This window comes from Paenibacillus stellifer (assembly GCF_000758685.1).
GTDB lineage: Bacteria > Bacillota > Bacilli > Paenibacillales > Paenibacillaceae > Paenibacillus_AQ > Paenibacillus_AQ stellifer.
This window is the reverse complement of sequence record NZ_CP009286.1, coordinates 1,227,862-1,243,906: the sequence shown is the minus strand read 5'-3', so window position 1 is coordinate 1,243,906 and position 16,045 is coordinate 1,227,862. Positions and strand designations below refer to the sequence as shown.

Annotated in this window: 14 protein-coding genes; 4 read left to right on the top strand and 10 right to left on the bottom strand. The window is 54.3% G+C overall.

Annotated elements, in window-relative coordinates; translation table 11 throughout:
* Positions 1–44: 44 nt before the first annotated feature.
* Positions 45–2,315, bottom strand: coding sequence for a YhgE/Pip domain-containing protein (locus tag PSTEL_RS05680; RefSeq protein WP_038694080.1), 2,271 nt, complete (start codon positions 2,313–2,315; stop codon positions 45–47).
* A gap of 141 nt (positions 2,316–2,456) precedes the next feature.
* Positions 2,457–3,050: a TetR/AcrR family transcriptional regulator gene (locus tag PSTEL_RS05675; protein WP_038694079.1), complete on the bottom strand. Its 594-nt coding sequence runs from the start codon at positions 3,048–3,050 to the stop codon at positions 2,457–2,459.
* A gap of 286 nt (positions 3,051–3,336) precedes the next feature.
* Between PSTEL_RS05675 and PSTEL_RS05670 the strand changes: the two genes are divergently transcribed.
* Positions 3,337–4,524, top strand: coding sequence for a UDP-N-acetylglucosamine--LPS N-acetylglucosamine transferase (locus PSTEL_RS05670; protein ID WP_038694077.1), 1,188 nt, complete (start codon positions 3,337–3,339; stop codon positions 4,522–4,524).
* Positions 4,525–4,733: 209 nt separating this feature from the next.
* On the opposite strand, the gene PSTEL_RS05665 is transcribed toward PSTEL_RS05670, so the two are convergent.
* From PSTEL_RS05665 to thpR, 3 genes are all read right to left on the bottom strand, one after another.
* On the bottom strand, positions 4,734–5,417 hold the full coding sequence (locus PSTEL_RS05665; RefSeq protein ID WP_038694076.1) for a metal-dependent hydrolase: 684 nt from the start codon (positions 5,415–5,417) through the stop codon (positions 4,734–4,736).
* A 75-nt stretch (positions 5,418–5,492) separates the two neighbouring features.
* Positions 5,493–6,440, bottom strand: a complete 948-nt coding sequence (locus PSTEL_RS05660) for a cell wall hydrolase (RefSeq protein WP_038694074.1) — start codon at positions 6,438–6,440, stop codon at positions 5,493–5,495.
* A gap of 114 nt (positions 6,441–6,554) precedes the next feature.
* The gene (thpR, locus tag PSTEL_RS05655; protein ID WP_038700204.1) at positions 6,555–7,151 is read right to left on the bottom strand and encodes an RNA 2',3'-cyclic phosphodiesterase; all 597 of its coding nucleotides are present in this window, start codon (positions 7,149–7,151) and stop codon (positions 6,555–6,557) included.
* 67 nt (positions 7,152–7,218) lie between these two features.
* Here thpR and PSTEL_RS05650 point away from each other — a divergent pair, with 67 nt between their 5' ends.
* On the top strand, positions 7,219–8,181 hold the full coding sequence (locus PSTEL_RS05650; RefSeq protein ID WP_038694073.1) for a D-2-hydroxyacid dehydrogenase: 963 nt from the start codon (positions 7,219–7,221) through the stop codon (positions 8,179–8,181).
* On the opposite strand, the gene PSTEL_RS05645 is transcribed toward PSTEL_RS05650, so the two are convergent.
* The 3 genes from PSTEL_RS05645 to PSTEL_RS05635 form a co-directional block, all read right to left on the bottom strand.
* Positions 8,178–9,116 (bottom strand): methyltransferase domain-containing protein, encoded by a 939-nt coding sequence (locus PSTEL_RS05645; protein WP_084064736.1) that lies wholly within the window; start codon positions 9,114–9,116, stop codon positions 8,178–8,180. The two genes, PSTEL_RS05650 and PSTEL_RS05645, sit on opposite strands and share 4 nt — an antisense overlap.
* Positions 9,117–9,205: 89 nt before the next feature.
* Positions 9,206–10,978 (bottom strand): HAMP domain-containing methyl-accepting chemotaxis protein, encoded by a 1,773-nt coding sequence (locus PSTEL_RS05640; protein WP_038694069.1) that lies wholly within the window; start codon positions 10,976–10,978, stop codon positions 9,206–9,208.
* Positions 10,979–11,109: 131 nt separating this feature from the next.
* On the bottom strand, positions 11,110–12,519 hold the full coding sequence (locus PSTEL_RS05635; protein ID WP_038694067.1) for a deoxyguanosinetriphosphate triphosphohydrolase family protein: 1,410 nt from the start codon (positions 12,517–12,519) through the stop codon (positions 11,110–11,112).
* A gap of 247 nt (positions 12,520–12,766) precedes the next feature.
* On the opposite strand from PSTEL_RS05635, the gene PSTEL_RS05630 reads away from it, so the two are divergent.
* Positions 12,767–12,970, top strand: a complete 204-nt coding sequence (locus PSTEL_RS05630) for a TOBE domain-containing protein (protein ID WP_038694065.1) — start codon at positions 12,767–12,769, stop codon at positions 12,968–12,970.
* Positions 12,971–13,224: 254 nt separating this feature from the next.
* Positions 13,225–14,196: a helix-turn-helix transcriptional regulator gene (locus PSTEL_RS05625; RefSeq protein ID WP_038694063.1), complete on the top strand. Its 972-nt coding sequence runs from the start codon at positions 13,225–13,227 to the stop codon at positions 14,194–14,196.
* 75 nt (positions 14,197–14,271) lie between these two features.
* Here the strand turns inward: PSTEL_RS05625 and modB are convergent, their stop codons facing one another.
* Complete coding sequence (gene modB, locus PSTEL_RS05620; RefSeq protein ID WP_038694062.1) at positions 14,272–14,934, bottom strand: molybdate ABC transporter permease subunit; 663 nt, start codon at positions 14,932–14,934, stop codon at positions 14,272–14,274.
* 31 nt (positions 14,935–14,965) lie between these two features.
* Complete coding sequence (modA, locus tag PSTEL_RS05615; RefSeq protein WP_038694060.1) at positions 14,966–15,742, bottom strand: molybdate ABC transporter substrate-binding protein; 777 nt, start codon at positions 15,740–15,742, stop codon at positions 14,966–14,968.
* Between the last annotated feature and the right edge of the window lie 303 nt (positions 15,743–16,045).

The following is a 16,045-nucleotide window of genomic DNA, read 5'->3' as shown; positions in this document are numbered from 1 at the left end:
TCGGGGCGCTTCTCCAGACTGTGCGGAGTACTCCGCATTCGCGATTATACAGACAAAACTTGTTCACGATTTGCTTCGGTTTGCACTTCGTGTCTGCGGCTCATGAAATACAGGAAAGTGAAGAACAGGAATACTACGCCAAACGACAGCAGTGTAAACGCGTCGCTCCACATTTTGCTGAAATCACCAGTCGAGATAACCGCTTTGAAGCCTTGAACGCTGTAAGTCATCGGAAGCAGCGGATTGATCGGCTTCATCCAGCCAGGAATCAGCTCCAGCGGGAATGTTCCGGCGCTGGTTGTCAGTTGGAAGATCAGAAGAACGATGACAACGAAGCGTCCAGGCTGGTCAAGCCAGGTTACAATCGCCTGAATAATCCACATGAATCCCAGACCCGTTATAAAGGTAAACAGGAAGAACAGCGGTACGCTCTGCACTTTCAGGTCAAGGCCGTAGAGCAGCAGAAGCGATGCCAGCAGGGATTGAATCAAGCTCATGCCCGAGAATGCCAGCGACCGGCTGATAAAGCGGTTGAACCACGTCGCACCTTCTACGGAGGAATCACGCAGCGAGATAACGAGCGTACAGATCAGTGCGCCTACGAATAAACCAAGCGACATGAAATAAGGAGAGAAGCCTGTTCCGTAATTCGGAACCTCATTCAATACTTTCGTCTCCATTTGAACCGGTTCTGCGAACATGCTGACCATGGAGTCGGTCTTCTTCACGCTGCTCGTCTGTTCGGCTGCGTCTCCAAGCTTGCTCGCCAGTTCAGATGAACCGGATTGAAGTTCTTTGGTTCCGTCCTGCAGTTGTCCTGCGCCGTCAGCGAGCTTCTTCGATCCGTCAGCCACAGACCCGATTCCGCTGTTCAGCTGAGATACGCCGTTCAGCAGCTTCGTTGTTCCGGCTTCAAGCGCTGCTCCGCCTTGGGCCAGCTTGCTGCCGCCGGCAGCCGCTTCACCCAGCTTCGTGCCAAATTGATTCATGCCTGCAGTCAACTTGCTGCCTCCGGCTACAAGGGAAGATGCGCCGTCAGCCAGCTGCTTCTGTCCTTGAACGAGCTGCTCCGCGCCGGTGTTCAATTGCTGTGCCCCGCTGTGGAGCTGGTCCAGTCCGGCGGACAGCTGCTGGGAGCCGGTGTGCAGCGCCGTCGCTCCTTGCGCCAGCTGCTGCTGGCTTTGCGACAGCTGCTCGCTGCCTTCCGCTACCGCCGCACTCGCTGCAATCAGCTGCTTCACGGCCGGATTTGCCGCAAGCTGCTCATTGGACTGTGCGAGCGCCTGAAGGCCCTGCGCTACGCTCTTCGCGCCTTCGGATACTTTGACGCTGCCTGCACTGGAAGCTTTAAGTCCCGATTCAAGCTGCTCGCTCCCTTTCACGACCGATTGTGCTCCGGCCTGCAGCTGCGCGCTGCCTTGAACGGCAGATTCCGTACCGGCTTGCAGCTTCTGTGACCCGGTCAGCGTCTGCTGCAGTCCGGCATTCAATTTCTTGCCGCCATCAGCTGCTTGCGCTACGCCGTTCTGAAGCTGCTTGTGCGCGTCGGACAGCTGCTGAAGCCCGGAAGCCAGAGTGCTGCTGCCGCTCTTCAATTGAGACGCGCCGCTGTTCAGGTCGGATACGCCTTTGCTCAGCGGCTCTACGCCCGCTTGAAGCTTGCCCGCTCCCTCGGTGAGTACGAGCAGATTGTCTTTCAGCTTGCCTGCGCCATCGTTCAGCTTCGTCGCGCCGTCGGCCAGCTTCGTTGCGCCATCGCTGGCTTCTCCCATTCCGCTGGAAATATCGGTCAGCTTGTCGAATACCGAATCGGTATAAGCCTCGGTAACCTTGGCGGAAATCTTGGTTCGGATATCCTTCACAGCCGTATTGCCGATTTGTCCGGCAAGGAAGTTATAGCCTTCGTTAGGCTCATAAATGATTTGAGCCGGGGTCGGATTGTCCTCAAGCAAAGTTGTTGCTCTTTCAGAGAAGTCCTCCGGAACGAGAACAGCCATATAATAAGTATTGTCTTTAAGTCCCGCTTCCGCCGCTTCACGGCTTACAAAGTTCCATTGAAAACCGTCGGTCTTCTTCAGTTCCTCAACTAGATCGGCGCCAGCGGTGAGCTTGCTCCCTTCATACTCCGCACCCTTGTCTTCGTTGACGACTGCAACGGGCAGTTCATTCATTTTACCGTAGGGGTCCCAGAATGCCTTCAGGAACAATCCGCTGTACAGTACCGGAATGAACAGAACGACCAGTATAGGAATAAAAACCTTCGGCTTCTTCAGAGCCGCACCCACATCCCTAAAAAACACTAATAATGACTTCACTCCGGTTCTCTCCTTTTGTAGTTTCTTTCTTCTTTCATTCATTTACTGCAATAACAACTGACCGTTTTCCCCGTTCGGTCAATCAAGGGGTGAAAAAAGCGCCTCTCGGCACTTGCTTGTTTTTTCCCTGACTTAGACTGATCAAACACCCTGCGAGGGGGCAATCTCGATTCCTTCTGCCAGAAAAAGCCGGAAATACGATTTGATCTCTTCCTTGCTTAGAGGCTCGCGGACTTTGTTCAAATCGGAGACCAGCGTGAAGTACAATCTGAAGAGTACATGGGACACGACTTTGGCGTCACAGCGTTTGATTTCCCCGCGCTCCATCGCCTCGCTTACTTCCTTCTCGATGAAATCCAGAATGACGTTCTCGAACCGGTCGAGCCCTTCCTGCGCCTGAGGCGTTCCGAATTCCCGCTGCTCCTGGGTGAGCTTGATGTAGAGCTCCTGTTCCTTCCGGAACCCATCCAGCACGTCCAGCACCCGCAGCAGATTCTCGAAGAACGGCTTGCCCCGCTCAATCGCGCCGGCTGCGATCCGTTTGAATTCCGTCGTCACGTTCCGCACTGTTTCATCGAACAATTCATCTTTGTTGGTGAAGAACGTGTAGATCGTGCCTTTGCCGACATTGGCGATTTTGGCTACCTGGTCCATCGTGGTCGCTTTGTATCCAAAGAACGAGAAGGATTTCGCCGCCGCCTGAAGCACCTGCTGCCTTCGATCCACCACTGCCATCATTCGCACTTCCTTTCTTCATTAATCAACAGCTTTAGACTTGAAATGACTTATTGACTAAATTTCACTTCCGGTCATCCGGTCATTTACTAATTTATCACTTCACCCGCTCATTTGCAATACTTTCTGAAATGTTTTTATTTTTAGTTTTTGCAGTGTTTTAACTTTCTATTTACGTCTTATTTGTATAATGTGAAAAGAGTACAGAATTTCTGGACAAAAATGGCGTATAGTGGATGTAACAGAATTTGGACTTCTATTGATACGGAAAGTAGCGGGTGAAATTATGCGAAAGAAAAGAGTACTGCTGTTCTCGGAAGGCTTCGGCACCGGGCATACAGGAGCAGCCTATGCTCTGGCCGAAGGAATCAAGCGCCTTAATCCGGAGGTTCAGTGCCGGGTCATCGAGCTGGGCAAGTTCCTGAATCCGACTGTGGCCCCCTGGATTCTTTCCGCTTACCGCAAGACCGTCAGCAGTCAGCCGAAGCTGGTTGGCATGCTGTACAAGACGCAGTATGACAGATCGCTCAACCGGTTCACCAAGCTTGCGCTGCACCGGGTCTTCTATAATCATGCACGGCAGGTCATCGAGCAGTTGAAACCCGATCTTATTATATGCACACATCCCCTTCCGGCCGCCGTCGTCTCCCGGCTGAAGGCTCAGGGGCTGGATGTGCCGCTGTATACGCTCATTACGGATTACGATGCCCACGGCAGCTGGATCAACGATGAGGTGAGCCGTTACCTCGTCTCCACTTCAAGGGTCAAGGCGATCCTGACGGGGCGCGGCATTCCGGAGAGCAAAATCACCGTGACAGGCATCCCCGTCCACCCGAAATTCTGGGAACGGACCAGCAGGGAGTCTCTGCGGCAGGAACTGGGGCTGAAGAACATGCCTGCCGTACTGGTTATGGGAGGCGGCTGGGGTCTTATGTTCGGCGAACAATTTATCGACGCACTGACGGCCAAACTCGACAAAATCCAGCTGATCTTCTGCATGGGCAGCAATGAGAAGCTGGTGGAGAAGCTGCGCCATGACCTCCGGCTGCATCATCCTAACGTGAAGATTCTGGGCTACACGAATGAAGTCAACAAGCTGATGGACGCCGCCGATCTGCTCATTACGAAGCCCGGCGGTATGACCTGCACGGAGGCGCTGGCCAAAGGCATTCCGATGCTCTTCTATCAGGCGATCCCCGGACAGGAAGAGAAGAACTGCCAATACTTCGTGGAATTGGGACTCGCCGAGGTGCTGGACTCCGAAGCCGTCATTGACAACTGGTTCCAGCGTCTGAACCGGGAATACGCGGAGCTTGAGGAGCAGCGCAGCCGCCGGCTGTCTCCCGACCGTTACCAGCCCCGCGGCTGCGCGGCTGCTGTACTGGAAATGCTGGGCAAGGCCGATGGCCTGGCCGGTCTCCGGGGAGCGCGGACTCAGGCTATTCCCGACGAAGCTGTCTGTGTAACGCCTTAGGCTACGAATTGCCGCGCCGGAGCTGCATTCCGTTCCTCGCAGGTATACGGCTTTCGGATATCCTACGGACGCCGACGCGTTTACCGGAAATTCTAAGACATGATGCTTGCATCGTATAAATATGTAAAAGGACGAACCGCTCTCAGACGGTTCGTCCTTTTTTGCTCTAAACGTGATAATGTCTCCCCTGGCTCCCTCTGCTGCTGCGCTTATGTTTCCAGGCTCTCCCCTGGCTTCAGCGGATAGCCTTCGATGCCCTCCTGCTTCAGCCGGTCGCAGAACTGCGTCCCGTCCTGCTTAATCGCCGGGAACGTATTGTAATGGACGGGAATCACCTTGCCCGCCCGCAGCCAGCGCGCGGCCAGCAGCGCATCATCCGGCCCCATCGTCAGCATATCCCCGATCGGCAGGAACGCGGCATCAATGGCATGGCGTTCTCCGATGAGCCGCATGTCGCCGAAGAGAGCCGTATCTCCCGCATGGTACAGCGTCTTGCCCTCCAGAGTCAGCAGAATGCCTGCGGGCTCGCCGAGATAGATCCACGTATCGCCCTCTTTGATCGAAGAGGAATGAAGGGCCGGCGTGTATTTGATCGTGAATCCATGATAGGACGTTGCTCCGCCGATATTCATATGCTGCACCTTGGCGCCTTTGTCCTGGCAGTAATCCGCCAGCTCGTACACTCCGAAGATCGGGCAGTCGTTGTTCTTCGCGATTTCGACCGCGTCGCCCAGATGATCAGAGTGCCCGTGAGTCAACAGGACGGCGTCGACTTTGATGTCTTTCGGGTCCGCTCCGGAAGCGGGATTGCCCGACAGGAAGGGATCGATGATGACGCTCGCCTCCGCCGATTCCACCAGCAGCGCCGAATGGCCGTAGTATGTCAGTTTCATGCTCTCGCTCTCCTCTGTACATGGGCTTCTACTTTATTAACGTAAATTACCCTATATAGCAAAAGAATTAAACGGTTAGCGGTAAAAGCTGTGATTGCCGATTTTTTTGGTGAAGGTGCGCGAGTGATGTACCGTCAAATCCTGCGCCAGCTTAAGCGACAGGAAATAATATGTGTCGTCGCTTACGGCCTTCTTTCCGGACAGAGCGGCAGAGACCGCCTTGACGGTGTCGGCATTCGGACGCACCCGTTTCAGCCTGCCGTTGGCGACCGGACTGAATTGATGCTTCTGGTATACTACATCTCGGATCGATTTGGGGAAATTGGCTGACCGCAGCCGGTTTAGAACAACGTTGGCGACTGCCACCTTGCCCTCGTACGGTTCGCCTTCCGCCTCTGCCATGACAATTTTCTGCAGCAGAAGCACCTCTTCATTGGATACCGTATAGCTCCGGGTCGCTTGGGAGCGTTCATCCCGGCTTAACAGCTTGGTCCGTGAGAAGTATAGGATTATGGGGGGAGATTTCGGTATTACGGCTTTCTTTACCTTGGGCTGGACGCCCTGCTTCTTGGTCAGCACTGTCTCCCGCTTCACCGCCTGTCCGCTCCCGGTCACCCTGACCGGTGCTCCGGCTCCCCTGGCTGTCGATTCGCTTGCGGATATTCGGATGATGCGACCGGGGTCCAGCACATGCAGAACCGGGGCGGCCTTCCAGGCAGCGGATGAAATCTTAATTGCAGGAGACAGGGATTTATGCAGATGGTTCACAAGGTCCGGCGCATTTGCAGATATAGCCCCTGATCTCGCTGTTCGGAAGGCCTCCTCCCGGGGTCCGGCATCCGCTTCAGCCCGGCTTGCTGCGGAAGTCAGCGTGAGAGTCCGCCTCAATTCTCCTCCCAGCGGTTTAGCTCTCTCACGATCCTGGCCCAGCATAGGCGCCAAAATTATAATTGCAGAGAAACACGCCAAAATAACGCCGAAAAGCGGCATCATCCAGCGGTTTTGTCTAAAAAATACAGGCATGTCAGTCCTCCTATTATGCGGCACATTCCTACTCTATGTAACCGGAAATGGGAGGTTTGAACACTTTTTGACCACTTTTTTTTAAAAAAACACCAAAATCTGCCCTAATCCGACCTAAAATCGGAAGGATTCCACCACTTCGTACATCGGCTGATTGTGCATCCGGGTCACAAACAGCACCCACTCCTCCACCCTCCAGGACATGCGGAACACTTCATCGTTCGACCATACTTCCAGCTTGGAGGATTGAAAGGGCTCCGTCCCCCGGTAACGGCGAGCCAGCGTCACATGGGGAGAATACGGGCGGTTCTCCGCAGTGAAGCCCAGTGCTGCCGTCTTCCCGGTGATCCGGGCATACAGCTCCCGCAGGGCATCCTTCTCTCCTCCCACACCAGCCCAGAGCACTCGCGGCGCCCCTGGAGGACCAAAAGTGCCAGGCTCCTGAAGCGTCAGGGTAAAGGGCTCCATCTTCTCTGATGCCTGCTTAAGCGAGCCGATAAGCGCCGGTATATCCGAGGCGGGGGTGTCGCCCAGAAATTGGAGCGTAATATGATAGTCCTCCGCATGCGTCCATTTGGCGAAAGGCAGCTCAGCTGACATTGCTCTGCATAACTCTCCAGTCCTGCTCCGAATTTCCGGAGACAGTCTAACCGCCGTGAACAGTCTCTCTGAAGAGGAGCTTGTTCCAGCCTGCTGATTATCATTCCTCATGGTCATTTCACCTTTCTCAACTGATTTGTTATTCTTGTAGAATACGATGTTACGGGAGGGAACCATTATGACAAAATCGATCGTATGTCTTCAAACGCTGACCGATGAACAGAGAGAAGCGGTCACCCAGGCCTCTCCGGGCTACACATTCGTGCAGAGCGAAGCAAAGAACCCCGATATGAACGCCCTTGCCGATGCGGAGATCATCATCGGCTGGACTAAGAACATCTCGGACACGGTGCTCCGTGAAGGAGGACCGCTGCGCTGGGTTCAGTCCTGGTCGGCCGGAGTGGACACAATGCCGCTCCAGGCGCTGGAGGAACATAATATCTGTCTGACAAGCGCAAGCGGCGTTCACTCCAAGCCCATTGCGCAGGTAATCTTCGGGTTCATGCTGATCTTTGCGCGAAAATTCCACACGGCAATCCGCAACCAGGAAAGCCGGTTATGGATTGGAAGGGAGCACATGGATTCAACCGAGCTGACGGGCAAGACGGTCGTCATCGTCGGCACAGGCGAAATCGGAAGCGAAACCGCCCGCATCGCCAAGGCGTTTGACATGCGAACTGTCGGCGTGCGCCGCAGCGGAGAACCGCTGCCCGGCTTTGACGAGATGTTCGAGACCGCACAGCTCAAGGAAGCGGTAAGCACTGGCGATTATGTGATCAATACGCTGCCGCTGACCGACGACACCCACCATCTGTTCGATGCCTCCATCTTCTCTTCCTTTAAAGAAGGCTCCTGCTATATCAACATCGGGCGCGGCGGGACTACCGATACGGAAGCTCTGGTCGATGCCCTGAACGAAGGCAAGCTCAGCGGAGCCGGCCTTGATGTGTTTGAGAATGAGCCGCTGCCAAGCGATCATCCGCTGTGGGGAATGAAGCAGGTTGTCATAACGCCTCATGTCGCCGGCGCCACCGATTATTACGCAGACCGGGTTGTCGCTATTTTTGCCGAGAACATGAAATCCTATTTATCCTCCGGCCGCCCTTCCCGAAATGTTGTCGACTACGCCCGGCAGTACTAGCGGCACAGCCACAGGGAGCGCTGGAAGCTTCCCTTGGACACGATGCAGCCGCCAATAACCGCGAATCCCGCCCGTGCGATCTCCTCCTCCAGCGCTTCTGTGGAGATGATGACCGCACGGGCGGTTAGTCTGCGCAGGGCAGCCAGCATTTCGGCCGTATCCTCCTGAGGCAGGACGGAGCACAGATTATACGGCATATCCAGCACTGCCGCATCATAGAAGCCGTCCAGCTCCCGCATGTCGCCCAACGTTACGGTCTTCTCGCTGTAGCCGAAATGGCGAAGATTCCCCCTGGCTCCCCGGACGGCAAGTGGGTTCAGATCACAGCCGGTCATGTCCATGCCCATGGACAGCCCTTCAATCAACACGCTTCCCATGCCGCAGCAAGGGTCGAGAATTTTAATCCCCTGCGGTCTCGGAGCCGCAATGTTGACTGCTGATCTGGCGAGCGCCACCCCGAGGCCGGTCGAATAATTATGCGGCTTATTCTTGCGCTCCTGCCAGCTGCGATCGCTCTCCGTATACGTCCCGAACCATATCCTTCCGTCATGAACGGCGATTCCGTATAACCGGCCTGGGTTCTTCATATTCGCTTGTCCGGCCATCCGCGCACCCACAATCCGCTCCAGCCTGCGGTGTTCGTCGTAAGTACCCTCCACTTCACGGGGGCAGAACACCTTGAATGTCTCGCCTTCCGCAAACGGTATCCCTGCGGCATATTCGGCAATGTCGTCCAGCGACTCCGACGACGCCAGGATGTCGATTCTGCCGGTCACATAAGGGCTGCGGCCGGGATCGATCTTCTCCCGGGTAATGATTAGCCCGGCTCCAAGCCTGTCGCCCTGAAGCAGCGCATTCAGCTCCAACTCGCATAATCCGCTCTCATTCTCATGACTCCGGTACATATAGAGATAGGATGCCAATTTATCGTCCATCGGGTAATCCCGCCTTTGCATGCATATATAATGTAAGAAAATAAAAAGAAAGAAGCGGCAGATGCCGCTTCCTATTATTATACCCTATCCTATACCTGAAAGCGGGACACCGATTGCTCCAGCTCGTCCGACAGAGTCTTCAGACGTTCGATCCCCGAGGCCACTACTCCGTTCGTGTGCACCTGCTCGGTTGCGGAAGCCGAGGTCTCTTCCACACCAGCGGCCGACTGCTGGGATAGCTCCGCTGTCCGCAGGCTGAAGCGGCGCATTTCATCGCTGGTCTTCCGCATCATTTGAAGCTCTTCGGAGACAGAAGCAATTGTCTCGGCCATTACGCCGACAGATGAAGTAATGTCGGCCAGCGCCTCGCCCGTCTTGGCGATCCGCCGTCTGCCTTCTGCTGTCTGCTCCATGCCTTGGCGCAGACTATCTGCCACCGAACTCGAATCTGTATGTATAGCCTGCGTAATTGCCGTAATTTCGCCCACAATCTGCTGCACCTGTTCCGACAGCCGGCGCACCTCATCGGCCACAACTGCAAAGCCTCTTCCATGCTCTCCCGCCCTGGCCGCTTCGATAGCCGCATTGATAGCCAGAAGATGAGTCTGCTCCGATATCGAGGAGATCGATCCTACCAAAGCGTAGATTCCCTCGTTCCGCCCGATCAGCGATTCCACCATCTTCATCGATTCCGATACCGCATCGGCCAGCTCGCTCATCTGGGTGACGGAACGGGCCATCCGTTCGCTGCCCGTATCGCCCTTTGCCATAACCTGGCGCGAAGCCTCGGCCAACTGCTCACCCTTGGCGGCCGCCTCTTCAATAGAGGCGTTAAGACGGTCCACCGCGCTCGCGGCGTCCGACGCGGCATCCGCCTGCCCGCCGGCGGCGTCCGCCAGCTCCTCCATCGTCGCGGCGATCTGTCTGCCGCCCTCCCGAGCCTCCATCGTGGAGACGCCGAGCTGTACGCTCTGCTCCCCGATCGTTCCGGATACGCTGCGAATCCGGGTTACAATATCCAGCAGCGCAGCATTCATGGCGCTTACCGTGTCAGCCAGCGTGCCGATTTCATCCCGGCTTCGGACCTTCAACGGCTCTTCCTTCAGATCGCCTTCGGCGATCCGCTTCAGCCGGCTGGTCACCCGTCCGATTGGAGAAGTAATCGCCCGGTGAACGAGGATATTCATCAGGAGCGTAAGCAGCATGACGATTACAACCGATACCATGACGACGATTCGGGCGCTGCGAAAGATATCACCGGACAATCCCTCTTTCATGACAGCTTCCGATTTCTTCTGCTGAACGAGCTCATCCAGCGTCTTCTGCATGGCGTTAAAGGCCGTGACTCCTTTGCCGGATACTTCCTGCGCCAGCTCCTCGTCCTGCTGCGTACTCAGCTTCAGCGCCTGATCGTTAATCCGCATGAATTCGTCCCACTGGCCGGACAGAGATTTAACCTGATCAAGCTCCGGTCCGGAGACGCTCTTCTCATAGCTGGTGCGGACCTGGGCGAACTTGCGGATATAGCTGTCGCGCTCCTCCGAAAGCTGCTGCTTGGCGGATTGATCTTCGTTCTGGAAATGCTGAAGGCTGACCGACATAATATGCTCGCTGTAAAAGCTCATATCATATAATTGTTCGAGCGCGGGCAAAGTCTTCCGGGTGATGTCCTCCGTGTTCTTCTGCATCCCGTTCATCTGATAGAGGGAAATCACACCTGTTAACAGTACGAACAGCCCTATTCCCGTGAAACAGATGGCCATCTTGACCCGCAGCTTGCCCAGCAGATTCAGCTTCCGAAGCCGAAGTCTTGGAAGGGGGCGGGATTTGAATGAGGACATAAATTTGTGATTCTTTTGCATAGCCGCTGCCTCCATTTTGGAAATTTCTGAAATTTCAATATCATTTTCATAAAAAAACGCAAAAAATAGCCCTTCATACCTATAACGGCAGGAAAGGCCCAAAAGTGAAGACTTGCATTTAGAACCGGCTTTCAATCCAGGTCATAAATCGAACCGACCTTGAGACCAAAGAGCTCGTTATAGATTTTCTCGGCAAAAGCATCCGTCATTCCGGCGATATAGTCGATGACCATATGCTCCCAGGTCCAGATCGGCCGCGCCTTTCGCTGGTCCTTCTCGAACCGCTGCAGCCAGTCGGTCGGGATGATCGCTTTCGACGTTTCCGGGTCCAGAAAAGCTCCCCACAGCTTGCGGACAATCCACTCGCTGCGCTTCTGAAGGCGCTGAACGCGGAGATCGCGGATCATCGTCACCCAGGCGAAGCTCTTCAGCACGCTGACTGTCCGGAGCAGATCCTCGTCCTCTCTGCCTTCCTTGACGAAGGTAACCTTCTTCCAGTCGCCATCCGGGATGACGCCCAGACTACCGACAAAGGTGCTCACCCAATACGCTTTGACCTCGCGGCGCGTCCGGGAGTAGTCGTTCTCGCAGGTCGGCATTTTCTCCTTCCAGATGCTCAGGAATGAATTCAGGACCTCCTCCACCTTCGGACGAATCGCCGCCTCATCCCAGCCGTCCCAAAAGGAATCCTCCAGCGTCATGATCTTCTCGACGATAAGCCGCAAAATATAAGGGTCATGCATAAAAAACTCATGCACCTCGATCTTCCCGGCCTTGATGCCGTCCTCCAAATCATGCGCAGAGTATGCGATATCATCGCACAGGTCCATCAGTTGGGCTTCGAGCGTCTTTTTGCCGGGAGGGATGTGCCACTCGGAGCGGATATGGGAAATGTAATCCCACTCATACTGATACATGCCCTTCTTGAGCACCGTGCCGGGGAACGGGTACTTGTTGATTCCCAGCAGAACGGCGTCCGACAGATTCAGGCCGTCGATATTCTCCCGTTTCTCCAGGAACATGATAAGCCGAAAGTTATGGGCATTGCCCTCAAAATGCTCGTATTTGCCGCGCATTTCATTGTAGATTTCCAGTTTGCGGGCCGGATCGGCTCCTGTAACCCGGGCTTTCTCGCTGGTCTTCTCTTCAATCAGGCTGTCGAGAATTCCGTCGAGCACCTCTTCTCCTTTGTGTCCGAAAGGCGGATGGCCGAAATCATGGGCGATCGCCGCGCATTCGACCACCTCCGGATCAAGAACGAGTCCCGGATTATCCGCTCTCTCCATCCCTACCTCAGGATAGGCGCGCAGCAGGCTCTTGGCCGCTTCCCGGGCGATCTGCGCCACTTCCAGCGAATGGGTCAGCCGCGTCCGGTAGTAGTCTCCGGTTCCAGCGCCGAACACCTGCGACTTCCCTTGCAGCCTGCGGAAGGTTGGCGAATGAATCAGACGGGAATAATCCCGTTCATAAGCGGCGCGCGACGTTTCCTGGCGGGTAATTTCCGGATATTGTCGGTGTTCTCTAAGATCAATGAGGTTCATATCCTCCCACCTTTCTGCTTGTCATCCCTCATGCTTGCTATTTAGTTCTTCATTATATATGAATTGCCCGGGATAATGAACCTGCTGGCCAAAAGAGATTTCGGCCCGCCATACTCCCGTCAATCCCATAAACTCCCTTGAACCTCTAAATCTATTATAGTAGAATTGAGTATATTTTATATCCTGAGAACATCATGACCCACACTATAGATGATTCCTCACCCTGCCATGGAAAGGAGAGTTTTCAATGAAGCTCAGCGCAAGAAATCAGTTGGAGGGCACAGTGACTCTTGTTAAAGCGGGTCCAATCAATGCGGAGGTTGTCATAGACGCCGGTGGACAGACCATTACCTCAATCATTTCTCTGGATGCTCTTCAAGAGCTCGAAATCAAGGAAGGCTCCAAGGTTACCGCTCTTTTCAAAGCCTCTTCCGTACTGCTGATGGCTTAATAACCGGCAGCACAGTTTCAGAAATTGCACAGCAGAACCGGACAAGTGGTGATTTGTTCCCCGCGTCCGGTTCTTTTTTATGTGATAACTGGCAATCCTCTAGCCCCCGCCCATCCAAATCCGTCTTCCTTTACTTAAATCTTCTGGCGATCCTGAATTGCTTCCCGGCACAAAATAAGGTAGTCTGATACTAATTAATGTATCAAGTGCGGGCGGCTGATGATTCAGCCGACGATCTAGGAGGCTTCATGGAAATGTCCGATAACACATCTTATACAACGGAAGAAGTTGCCCAACTTCTGAAAATATCGAAATTAAAAGTCTATGATCTGATTAAAAAAGGAGAGCTCTCTTCCTACCGGGTCGGCAAGCAAATGCGAGTAGACTCATCGGATCTTGAGATGTACAAGCAGCAATCCAGAGAGAGCAGCGGACGGCAGGCTTATAATTATTCGTCACCAGCCCTTGCTCAGGTCTATACGCCAGCACCTGCAGCGGCGGTCCCTTTACGGTCTTCGGCCAGAGACATCGTCATTACAGGGCAGGATATCAGCCTGGACATCCTCGCCCAGCATCTGGAGAAGCATTCGTCTTCCCTTCGTCCTCTGCGCTCCTATGCCGGCAGTCTGGACAGCCTGATCTCCATGTACCGCGGCGAATCGGACATCGTCAGCACCCATCTGCTGGACGGAGACACGGGCGAATTCAACATTCCGTACATCCGAAAGCTGCTCGTTGGCTCCAGCTATATGGTCGTTCGCCTGCTTGGACGTGAAGCCGGCCTTTACGTCAGAAAGGGCAACCCCAAGAAACTGTCGTCCTGGAAGGATCTTAACCAACCTGACCTGAAGCTGGTCAATCGGGAACGGGGCTCGGGAGCCCGTGTGCTTCTGGACGAGCAGCTCCGGCTGAACGGAATTAAGGCTTCGCAAATCGAAGGGTATACGAATGAGGAAATCAGCCATTTGACGGTTGCCGGCAAGGTGGCCCGCGGCGAAGCCGATGTCGGCGTCGGCAACGAGAAGTCGGCGCGCATGGTAGACGGAGTCGATTTTATCCCCCTCATTCATGAGAAGTATGATCTCGTCATGCTGAAACGGCCCGAGAATCAGGAATTGATCTCCGCCTTGCTGGAAATCTGCCGTTCCAAAGCACTGCATGACGAGCTCGGTTCTCTATACGGCTACGACTTGACCGAAACCGGCACCATCATCTATGAGACCTAAGACTTCCCACAACTTAGCCCTCCCAAATCCGCAGGAATCACGGATTCGGGAGGGCTATTTGTGTACGAGATGAATTTAGGAATACCGATTGACGAACATGAGCATAACCGCCGATATTGCGATAATGGATATAACCCAAGCCCAGGCCAGCGTCATATCTCCGCCGTCCACAGCCACATAAATGGCCGTTGGAATCGTCTGCGTCCGGTTCGGAATGTTCCCCGCAACCATAATGGTTGCGCCGAACTCTCCAAGGCCCCGTGCGAATCCGAGCACATAGCCCGCAGCCAGCGTACGAAGCGCCAGCGGAAAGGTTACGTAGCGAAGCACCTGAAACTCATTTGCTCCCTGGGCGCGAGCCGCGTCCTCCAGATCCCGGTCGACCCCCTCGAAGCCGGCCTTCAGCGTCCGGTAGACGAGCGGAAAGGCAACGACGACAGCTGCAATGACGGCCGATCCCCAGGTAAAGAGAATCGTTCCCCCGGTCAGATCCTCATACCACTGTCCGATCCAGCTTCTTCTTCCCAGAATAACAAGAAGCACGAAGCCGACCACGGTAGGCGGAAGAACCAGCGGCAGCAGCAGAACCGTCTCGATCAGGCTGTGGCCCGGAAACTTCCGGTTCGCCATCCCCTTGGCCGCCGCCGCAGCCAGAAGGAATACGACCAGGCTTGTAATTACCGCGATTTTTATCGACAGCCATACAGGCGCCATAAAGTCAGTCCAATTGATATTCATGCACAATCAACCCGCTGTTCTGTGATTATTTTTAGTAGAGAGAGAATCCGTAAGATTTAAAGACGCTGGTTGCGGCGCTGGTCTTGAGATAATTGTAGAACTCCGTAGCCTGGGCGCTGTGCTCCGTATTCTTGACGATGCCGAGCGGATAGTTGATGGCCTTGTGAGCCTGGGCACTGACGGTAAGAGCGATCTTCACCTTCTTGGTAGTCAGCGCATCGGTCTTGTAGACAAAGCCGGCATCAACGTTGCCTGTTTCCACATAGGAGAGAACGGCGCGCACGTCTTTGCCGAATACAAGCTTGCTCTGGAGCGTGTCCCAAATATTACGGTAAGTCAGAGCTTGCTGAGCATATTGTCCGGCAGGAACGGATTCCGGCTGGCCAACCGCGATCTTTTTATAGGAAGAGCCGGTCAATTGCGAAATGGTCGTAAGCTTCGCCTTCGAATTGGCGGGAACCACAACGACCAGCTGATTCTTCAGCAGTTCCTGATGGGATCCGATCAATCCCGCGTCCACAAGCGCGTTCATCTGCTTGTCCCCCGCAGAGAAGAAGATGTCGGCCGGTGCGCCCTGCTCGATCTGCTTCTGCAGCGTGCCCGATGCGGCATAGTTGAACACGAGATCAACATCAGGATGCAGCTTCTCATAGGTAACCTCGATCTTGTCCAGGCTGTCCTGCAAGCTTGCAGCCGCGGATACAAGCAGCTGTGTCTTGCCGGCAGCTTCCACCTTTCCGCTTCCCGCTACAGGCGCTGCCACCAAGAGTGCCGCCGCCATTACCGTAATTGCCAGCTTTCTTAACATACTCCCACTCCTTTAATATATGTATTGATGTGATTTAGGAGACATTCTAACATACTTTTCAATAATCGACCATATTTTTTGTTATGTTTCATATATTTAAGTTATGTTTGAATAATTCGTGTCAGATTATCTGCAATATTGAGTCCTATGGGAGATCGCTGTCAGTTTGGAGCGGCTCCATCAACCAAGAGCAGGTACTAACTTCTGCGAAGTGAAATACGCAGCAGACCAAAAAAAGCAAAACAGCGATCCTCCTTTAACGGGAGAACCGCTGCTCTGCTCATTTTTTCTTTTGAGACAGCC

Coding starts and splice junctions, on each gene's coding strand:
- PSTEL_RS05635 (WP_038694067.1), bottom strand. CDS start 12,519: ATGAACCTCATTGATCTTAGAGAACACCGACAATATCCGGAAATTACC.
- PSTEL_RS05625 (WP_038694063.1), top strand. CDS start 13,225: ATGTCCGATAACACATCTTATACAACGGAAGAAGTTGCCCAACTTCTG.
- PSTEL_RS05670 (WP_038694077.1), top strand. CDS start 3,337: ATGCGAAAGAAAAGAGTACTGCTGTTCTCGGAAGGCTTCGGCACCGGG.
- PSTEL_RS05660 (WP_038694074.1), bottom strand. CDS start 6,440: ATGCCTGTATTTTTTAGACAAAACCGCTGGATGATGCCGCTTTTCGGC.
- PSTEL_RS05645 (WP_084064736.1), bottom strand. CDS start 9,116: ATGGACGATAAATTGGCATCCTATCTCTATATGTACCGGAGTCATGAG.
- PSTEL_RS05665 (WP_038694076.1), bottom strand. CDS start 5,417: ATGAAACTGACATACTACGGCCATTCGGCGCTGCTGGTGGAATCGGCG.
- PSTEL_RS05675 (WP_038694079.1), bottom strand. CDS start 3,050: ATGGCAGTGGTGGATCGAAGGCAGCAGGTGCTTCAGGCGGCGGCGAAA.
- PSTEL_RS05630 (WP_038694065.1), top strand. CDS start 12,767: ATGAAGCTCAGCGCAAGAAATCAGTTGGAGGGCACAGTGACTCTTGTT.
- modA (WP_038694060.1), bottom strand. CDS start 15,742: ATGTTAAGAAAGCTGGCAATTACGGTAATGGCGGCGGCACTCTTGGTG.
- thpR (WP_038700204.1), bottom strand. CDS start 7,151: ATGAGGAATGATAATCAGCAGGCTGGAACAAGCTCCTCTTCAGAGAGA.
- modB (WP_038694062.1), bottom strand. CDS start 14,934: ATGAATATCAATTGGACTGACTTTATGGCGCCTGTATGGCTGTCGATA.
- PSTEL_RS05640 (WP_038694069.1), bottom strand. CDS start 10,978: ATGCAAAAGAATCACAAATTTATGTCCTCATTCAAATCCCGCCCCCTT.
- PSTEL_RS05650 (WP_038694073.1), top strand. CDS start 7,219: ATGACAAAATCGATCGTATGTCTTCAAACGCTGACCGATGAACAGAGA.